Source organism: Polaromonas sp. P3_C2, from assembly GCF_056402675.1.
The window spans coordinates 1-7,930 of sequence record NZ_JBFUGX010000138.1; the positions used below are offsets into that span (position 1 = coordinate 1).

Here is a 7,930-nt window from a genome sequence, read left to right on the forward strand (position 1 = left end):
GGTCAAGGTCGATGCCGCGCCCGGCGGCATCAACATCACCTTCAAGAAAGACCCGCCCATCGATTCGATGGCCATCATGCATCTCATCCAGAAGAACCGGCACATCAAATTGGCCGGCAACGACAAGCTGCGCATCGAGCGCGAGCTGCCCGAACCCAAAGACCGCGCGCAAATGGTGCGCGACATCCTGCGCTCTCTCGGCCAACCCAAAACCCCCTCCACCACAGAAGCAACGCCCGCATGACCCCCGCTGAAATCTCCCCCGGCCTCGTCGTCAACGTCTCTACGCCAGACCTCAAGCTCAGCAATTTCAGGCTGATCGCCTTTGACATGGATTCCACGCTCATCAACATCGAGTGTGTGGACGAAATCGCCGACGCTGCCGGCCGCAAGGCCGAAGTGGCCGCCATCACCGAAGCCGCCATGCGCGGTGAGATCACCGACTACAAAGAGAGCCTGCGCCAGCGCGTAGCCTTGCTCAAGGGCGTGAGCGTGGCCAGCATGGAACAGGTCTACCACGAGCGTCTCAAGCTCAACCCCGGCGCGACCGAGCTGGTGCATGCCTGCAAAGAAGCCGGCATGAAGGTGCTGCTGGTCAGCGGCGGCTTTACCTTCTTTACCGACCGCGTGCGTGACGAGCTGGGCATCGACTACACGCGCTCCAACGTGCTCGAAATCAAAGACGGCTTTCTCACCGGCAAGATGGTCGACCAGCCCTGGGGCGACATCTGTGACGGCGAAGAGAAGCGAAAGATGCTGCTGGAAACCTGCGCCAACCTGGGCATCAACCCGCTGCAGGCGATTGCCATGGGCGACGGTGCCAACGACCTGCCCATGATGGGCGTAGCCGGCCTCTCGGTGGCCTATCACGCCAAGCCGCGCGTACGCGAGCAGGCCATGGTCGCCATCAACGAAGGCGGCCTGGACCGCCTGCTGGAGCTTTTCAGCTGAGGCCGCCACACCTCGGCCGACGCATCAATCCTTCCCCAATAAATCAACGATCCCACAGCCATAACGCCTTATAAGCAGACACCTGAACCAAAGACAAACGACATCCATGGGTTTTTTCAAACGATTCGAAAGCCAGCTTCCCGCCTACCCTGACGCCGACCCCTCCTTGCCGCCCAAGGGTTTCATGGCCTTTCTGTGGGCCTGCACCGAAGGCGCGCGCGGCTACATCCTGCAGCTGGCGCTGCTCTCGGCGGTGATGGCGATTTTTGAGRCCTTGCTGTTCGCCATGCTGGGCCGCATCGTCGACTGGCTCGGCGCGACGGCGCCCGCCAACCTGTGGGTCGAGCACGGCAACGCACTGGGCTGGCTCGCCTTCATCGTGGTGGCCAGCATCGCCGCCGTGGCGCTGCAGACCACCGTGAAGCACCAGACGCTGGCCATCAACTTCCCGATGCGGCTGCGCTGGAACTTTCACCGCCTGATGCTCGGGCAAAGCATGTCCTTCTACCAGGACGAATTCGCCGGCCGGCTGACCACCAAGGTCATGCAGACCGCACTGGCGGTGCGCGACACGCTCTTCGTGCTGGCCGACGTGCTGGTGGCCATGGGTGTATACATCGCCACCATGACGGTGCTGGCCGCGGCCTTCGACACGAAGCTGGTGGCGCCCTTCCTGGTCTGGCTGGCGCTCTACATCGCCAGCCTCTATTACTTTGTGCCGCGGCTGGGCCGCATCGGCAAGCAGCAGGCCGACGCCCGCTCATTGATGACAGGCCGCATCACCGACGCCTACACCAACATCACCACCGTCAAGCTGTTTTCGCACACCCGGCGCGAAGCCGGCTTCGCGCGCGACGCCATGAGCGAGTTCATGAAGACCGGCTACACCCAGATGCGCCTGGTCAGCGCATTCGAGATCGTCAACCACACGCTCAGCATGGGACTGATCCTCGGCATGGCCGGCACCTCGCTGTGGCTGTGGCACCTGGGCCAGGTCGGCGCGGGTGCGGTGGCCGCGGCCACTGCCATGGCGCTGCGTTTGCAGGGCATGTCGCACTGGATCATGTGGGAGACCACCAGCCTCTTTGAAAGCGTGGGCACCGTGCAGGACGGCATCAACACGCTTTCGCGGCCGCACACCATCGTGGACGCGCCAGGTGCGGCCGCACTGGACGTGCCGCGCGGCGAAGTGCGCTTTGAAGCCGTGAACTTCAGCTACGGCAAGAACAAACCGGTGATCGACCAGCTGACGCTGACCGTCAGACCTGGCGAAAAGATAGGCCTGATCGGACGCTCCGGCGCGGGCAAATCGACGCTGGTCAACCTGCTGCTGCGGTTTTATGACCTCGACGGCGGGCGCATCCTGATCGACGGCCAGGACATTGCTACCGTGACGCAGGACAGCCTGCGCAGCCACATCGGCATGGTGACGCAAGATACCTCTCTGCTGCATCGTTCGGTGCGCGACAACATCACCTACAGCCGCCCCGGCGCCACCGACGACGACATGCGCCTGGCCGCACGGCGTGCCGAAGCCGACACCTTCATCGCCGACCTGACCGATCCGCACGCCCGCCACGGCTACGACGCCCATGTGGGCGAACGCGGTGTGAAGCTCTCGGGCGGGCAGCGCCAGCGCATCGCAATTGCGCGCGTGATGCTCAAGGACGCGCCCATCCTGCTGCTGGACGAAGCCACCAGCGCACTCGACTCCGAAGTCGAAGTCGCCATCCAGAGCAGCCTGAACACTTTGATGCAGGGCAAGACGGTGATCGCCATCGCCCATCGCCTCTCGACCATCGCCGCGATGGACAGGCTGATCGTGCTCGACCAGGGGCGCATCGTCGAAGAAGGCGACCACCGCAGCCTGCTGGCCAATGGCGGCCTGTATGCACGGCTCTGGGCGCACCAGAGCGGCGGTTTTCTGAGCGACAACCTGGAAGAAGAAGAGCTGGCGGCTTGACGCTGCTGGCCGCACCGGGTGCCCGCGCCTTAGTACTCATCTGGGGCGAGTACTCGTTTGCTATTGTTTTAATAGCTGCTCGCGCATGCACTGAAAGGGCTAGAGCCCGATTTTTCTTACGAAAAAGCCTCAAAATACCTGAACCCGGAGCCTGCTGCACTCATGCCGGATTCAGGCTTTCTCGACCACCGGGCGTCCCGCCTGCACCGCAAACTGCGCCAGCGTTTGTACGCCGCTGTCGGCGCGCGTCACGTCGCTCACCACGCGCAAGGTGGTAGTGAGCTTGCGCGGGGTCAGTTCCACCACGCCGTAGCCTTTGCGTTCTGAGTCCGCAAATACAAAGTGCGGATTCTCGGCGAGGTAGTCCGGAATTTTCGCGTTGCCGGCAGAGCGGGACGTGATGCTGGTGCCGCAGAATTCCGTGCCCACGGACGGGCTGGCCGCATCCGCGTAGTCGGCCTTGACGTGGCCCACCCAGTTTTCATGCACATCGCCGCCCAGGATGACCGGGTTCGCAACGGCGTGCTTGCGCAGGGAGTCCGTGAAGCGCGTACGCGCCGCTGCATAACCGTCCCAGCCGTCGTTCCAGAAAACCTGCTCAGGCCCACGGCGAAAGTCCCGCTGACCAAAAAGCGATTGCTGGCCGACCAGATTCCAGCTGCTTTCCTTGCTGGCGGCCCGGCTCCATTCAGCGTCCAGCCAGCTTTCCTGCTGCCTCCCCAGCATGCTGCGGRCCGGATCTTTCCAGGCAGCGCAGGTGGCGGGGTTCAGTGTGCTGGAGCCGGTTTTCCCGTCACGCGTGCAGGCCTGCGCATCCTTGTATTGGCGGGCGTCCARCATGTAGAGCGAGGCCAGGCGGCCGTAGGGAACGCGCTGGTAAATGCGCATTTCTGCGCCGCTTGCCAGGCCGGCCACGGCCCGCGTCAGCGCCGAAGCGCGCACGGGCATGTGTTCATAAAAAGCCTGGTAAGCGGCGGCGCGGCGGGCGGCAAAGTCCGGCGCCGGCGGCCCGCTGTTGCCGGGTGTGGCGCCCGCGTAGTCGTTTTGCACCTCGTGGTCATCCCACGTCACCAGCCAGGGGCAGGTTGCATGCATGGCTTGCAGGTCGGCGTCGCCCTTGTGCATGGCATAGCGCTGGCGGTAGTCGTCCAGCGTGAGCACCCAGCCGCCCGTGGGCACACGCACCGGCTGGCCGGCGTTGGGGTATTCGTAGATGTAGTCGCCCAGGAAGAGCACGAGATCAAGCTCTTCAGCAAGCATATGGCGGTAGGCGCTGTAGTAGCCGTGTTCCCAGCGCTGGCAAGAGGCATAGGCCAGCCGCAGCCGCCCCACAGCGGCATCGGGCGCCGGAAAGGTGCGGGTGCGGCCGGTGGCGCTCACCGCCTCGCCCACCGCGAAGCGGTAGAAATACCAGCGATCGGCCTCCAGGCCCTGCACCTCCACATGCACCGAGTGCGCCAGACCGGGTACCGCATGGACCTGACCGGCTTGCACGATGCGCGAAAAATGATCGTCGTGCGCAATCTCCCAGCGCACGGCTACCGGCTGCAAGCGCACGGCCGCATCATTGTCCAGCAGCAGCCGCGTCCAGAGCACCACCGAGTCATGGGCGGGTGAACCGCTGGCCACGCCCAGCGTGAAAGGATTTCCGGTCAGCCGTTGCTGGGCCGATGCCCTGGGTGGCAGGTAAAAACCAGCACCCGCCGCCGCCAGCGACTGAAGCAACCGGCGCCTGTGGATTACGGGAGTCATGTGGATCACTCAGTGCCTGGCTGGCAGGCGCACGATGAAGGTGGTTCCCGAGCCCGCGCTGCTGTGCACATCGATGGTGCCGCCGTGGATGTCGACCGCGTTGCGCACAATCGCCAGGCCCAGGCCGGTGCCCTGGATGGTGCCCACGTTGCTGGCGCGGTGAAAAGATTCGAACAGGTGCGGCAACTCGTCCTCCGGAATACCGATGCCCTCGTCCGCCACCTCCATGACGGTCGTGTCCTGATCGATGCTCACGGTGAACCGCACAAGACCGCCCAGCGGCGAGTACTTGACCGCATTGGAGAGCAGGTTGCTGAAGATGTGGCGCAGGAGCTTCTCGTCGTACAGGCCTTCTCCCGCCCCGGCGGAATAATCCAGCTGCAACTCGCACAGGCTGTCCGGTTGCTGGGTGCGCGCCTCTTCCACCAATTGATGGCACAGCCTGTGCAGGTCCAGCGGATGCGGTTCAAACTCCAGCATCTGGGCATCGGCCTTGCCCAGCAGCAGCACGCGGTCCAACATGCCCGTCATGCGTTTCACGCCGGCAGCAATGCTGTCCAGAATCTCCAGTTTTTCCGACTCAGGCAAGCGGCTGCCGTAATGCCTGAGCAATTCCTCGGCGGAAAGAATGCCAGACAGCGGCGTCCGGAACTCATGGCTGGTCATGGCCACGAAGCGGGTGCGCAGTTCATTGAGCGCCTTTTGCTGCTCAAGGGCCTCGCGTGTGTCTTCCTCTGATTTCTTGCGTTCGGTGATGTCAAGAAACGCCCAGATCACACCTGAATCAGGGTCATGGGGCTGAACACAACTGCCGGCCATCTGCACCCAGAAGAGCTGTCCGTCCCGCCTTCTGAGCTGGCGTTCATTGATATAACTGCCGGTGGCAATCAGCATCTCACGCGCTTCCTTGCCGAACTGCTCCCAGGTGGCAAGGTCGGGATGGATATAGCTGGACGACTGCCCCATCAGTTCTTCGCGCGGGCCGCCGATCATCTGGGCGAATTTCTCGTTGACCCACTCATGGCGCCGGTTCACCGACAGCACAATGCCCACCAGCGCGCTATTAAGAATGGCTTCGCGCTCCGAGGATGTCCGCAGCAGCTTGGCCTCCAGTTCCTTGCGCTGCGTGATGTTGATGATCACCCATACCGTGCCCTGCGAAAGGTCGCGTTCGGCAACGGACTTGCCCGACAGCGACACCCAGATCAAGGTGCCGTCAAACTGCCGGACCTGGATTTCGCCTTCGTAGTTTTCACCGCGGCTCACGCAGGCGGCCACTTCACCGCCCACCGTCAGGTACTGCTCACGCGACAGGTAAAACGGCTCCATTGAGGTCAATGGATTGCTGCCTGCACCGAATACCTTGAGCATGGCCTGGTTGGCCCAGCGAAAGCGGCCATCCGGTGTCAGGAAGGCAATGCCCACAATGGAATTTTCCAGGATCATTTCGCGCTCTTTCAGCAGGGTGCGAAAGTTTTCCTGGGAAACGCTCAAGGCCTCCACCATGGATTGCTCAGCCATGATGCGGGCCTGGGCCTGCTCTTTTTCCTGCCGGGTGACGTTGATGCGGTCCGCCAGCGCAAACGACAGCACCACCATTTCCAGCGCCGACCCGATCAACAGCGAATTGGCCGTGAGTACATTCGACGGCAGGACACCCGTGTTGTGCAACGCCAGCGTCACCACACCCACCAGCAGCAGGGCCCATGCCGCCAGGAAATACCGGGCCCCGGGATGCCCCATGCGCACGCTCAGCAAACCCACCGCGACCAGCGTGGTGACACTGAGAACCGCCAGCACGGTCACCATCCATGAAGACACCACATAAGGCATCGTAAAAGCGGCCAGCAGGGTCAGCAGCCAGCCACCCACCAGCGCCTTTATAAAGCGGTCCATGCGGGGCATCTTGAGTGCACTGGAAAGAAAGCTGCGTGCAAACAGAATGCCGAAAGAGGCGGTCGCCGCCATGCCCGCAGGGGGCGAAATGCTGTTCCACCAGGTAAGGCCCGGCCAGATGAATTGCGCGCCAAAACCTGTCAGCGCGGCCTGCGCGATGGCCATGCAGCCGACAAACGCCACATAGATCAGGTAGGCCCGGTCACGCACCGAAAAAAACAGCAGCAGGTTGTAGAAAAAGAGCCCGACCAGCAAACCAAAGTAGAGGCTGATCGTGGCGTACTCAGCCTGGTCGTGCCGCCACAGCGCTGCAGGCTGCCAGAGACGAACGGGCGCAGACACTGTGCCGTCCGACGTTACCCGAAGGTAGAGCGTATTGACGGCACCGGGCTTGAGACGCACCGGCATCACATGGTTGCGGTGCACCACGGCCCGATCGGCAAAAGGCAACAGGTCACCGCCCACCTGCCACACAAAGCCGCCCTTGCCGTCCGGTGAATACAGCTCCAGCCGGTCCAGCGGCGGATAGGCCAGCTCCAGCATCCAGTCTGCGGGTGTGCTGCGTTCGGTCTGCAGGTTCACGCGCAGCCAGATGGCCGAGCTGGTCAAACCAAAGTTGGTGGCCGAGCCGGTTTGCGGCACCGGCTGAAAGCGGGCCTGGGCATCCGGTTTCAAAAGGTCGGCCAGTGTCAGCTCGCCGCCGGCGTCTTCAAGGTAGGTAAACGACTGGGACAGTACATATCTGTCGTCGCCGCCGATGATGATCTCCCCTGCTCCGGTGCGCTCCTGCGCGGGCTCCTGCGGCTGCGACCAAACCAATGGCCCGGCACCCACCAGCAGCAGGGCAAGCACAACCCGAAACAGGTACCGGAAGCAAGAGGTCATGGGTTGGAGGCAAGAAGCGGGGACTTGCGCCTCTGCACCTGTCCCGGCGAGGCGGCAGAAGCCGGAACGGCGCCCGCTGCGTGCCGCTGGCCGTTGCAGACTTCATGGCTGATCGCCAGGTTTTCTGCATGGCTGTTGCCCCCTTCGCTCAGGGGCAGGATGTGCTCCAGGGTGGCGGCCTGGGGCGTAACGTGTTCGCCGCACACCCAGCACGGCACCACCCCGTGGAGCTGCCGCGCCACAGTTTTGTAGATCTTGTCCCGGGTATGCCCCAGCCTGCTCACGGCAGCGTTTTCCTCTGACCGCCGCTCGCGGGCAGCTGCCTTTGCGCAGCGCTCATTGCCGCGTCCCCTATTCGATCCTGGCCGGCCGCGCGTCGGCGGGTTGGGTGAAGGAGTCTTCCCACTGCGTCGCAAAACGGTCGTTCTTGTCGATGCGAATGCCGCCGGTGCCATCGGGGTTGAAACCGACATTGCGGGTAGC

The 7,930-nt window shown here is 63.2% G+C and carries 6 protein-coding genes; 3 read left to right on the forward strand and 3 right to left on the reverse strand.

The features are described from left to right. The 3 genes from AC1DWI_RS08040 to AC1DWI_RS08050 form a co-directional block, all read left to right on the forward strand. Positions 1-244, forward strand: a 244-nt coding sequence (locus AC1DWI_RS08040) for a hypothetical protein (RefSeq protein WP_477724648.1), incomplete at its 5' end; no start/stop codon positions are given. Further along, positions 241-951, forward strand: coding sequence for a phosphoserine phosphatase SerB (serB, locus tag AC1DWI_RS08045; RefSeq protein ID WP_477669232.1), 711 nt, complete (start codon positions 241-243; stop codon positions 949-951). The genes AC1DWI_RS08040 and serB, both read left to right, overlap by 4 nt. A 106-nt stretch (positions 952-1,057) precedes the next feature. Further along, positions 1,058-2,914, forward strand: a complete 1,857-nt coding sequence (locus AC1DWI_RS08050; RefSeq protein WP_477724649.1) for an ABC transporter ATP-binding protein — start codon at positions 1,058-1,060, stop codon at positions 2,912-2,914. A gap of 171 nt (positions 2,915-3,085) precedes the next feature. On the opposite strand, the gene AC1DWI_RS08055 is transcribed toward AC1DWI_RS08050, so the two are convergent. Genes AC1DWI_RS08055 through AC1DWI_RS08065 form a run of 3 tightly spaced genes read right to left on the reverse strand, consistent with a single transcriptional unit; the run spans position 3,086 to position 7,731 of the window. Then, a complete protein-coding gene (locus AC1DWI_RS08055) occupies positions 3,086-4,666 on the reverse strand; it encodes an alkaline phosphatase D family protein (protein WP_477724650.1) in 1,581 nt (526 codons plus the stop codon). A gap of 9 nt (positions 4,667-4,675) precedes the next feature. Continuing rightward, the gene (locus AC1DWI_RS08060) at positions 4,676-7,447 is read right to left on the reverse strand and encodes a 7TM diverse intracellular signaling domain-containing protein (RefSeq protein ID WP_477669229.1); all 2,772 of its coding nucleotides are present in this window, start codon (positions 7,445-7,447) and stop codon (positions 4,676-4,678) included. Beyond that, positions 7,444-7,731, reverse strand: coding sequence for an HNH endonuclease (locus tag AC1DWI_RS08065; protein ID WP_477669228.1), 288 nt, complete (start codon positions 7,729-7,731; stop codon positions 7,444-7,446). Before AC1DWI_RS08065 ends, AC1DWI_RS08060 begins: the two co-directional genes overlap by 4 nt. Between the last annotated feature and the right edge of the window lie 199 nt (positions 7,732-7,930).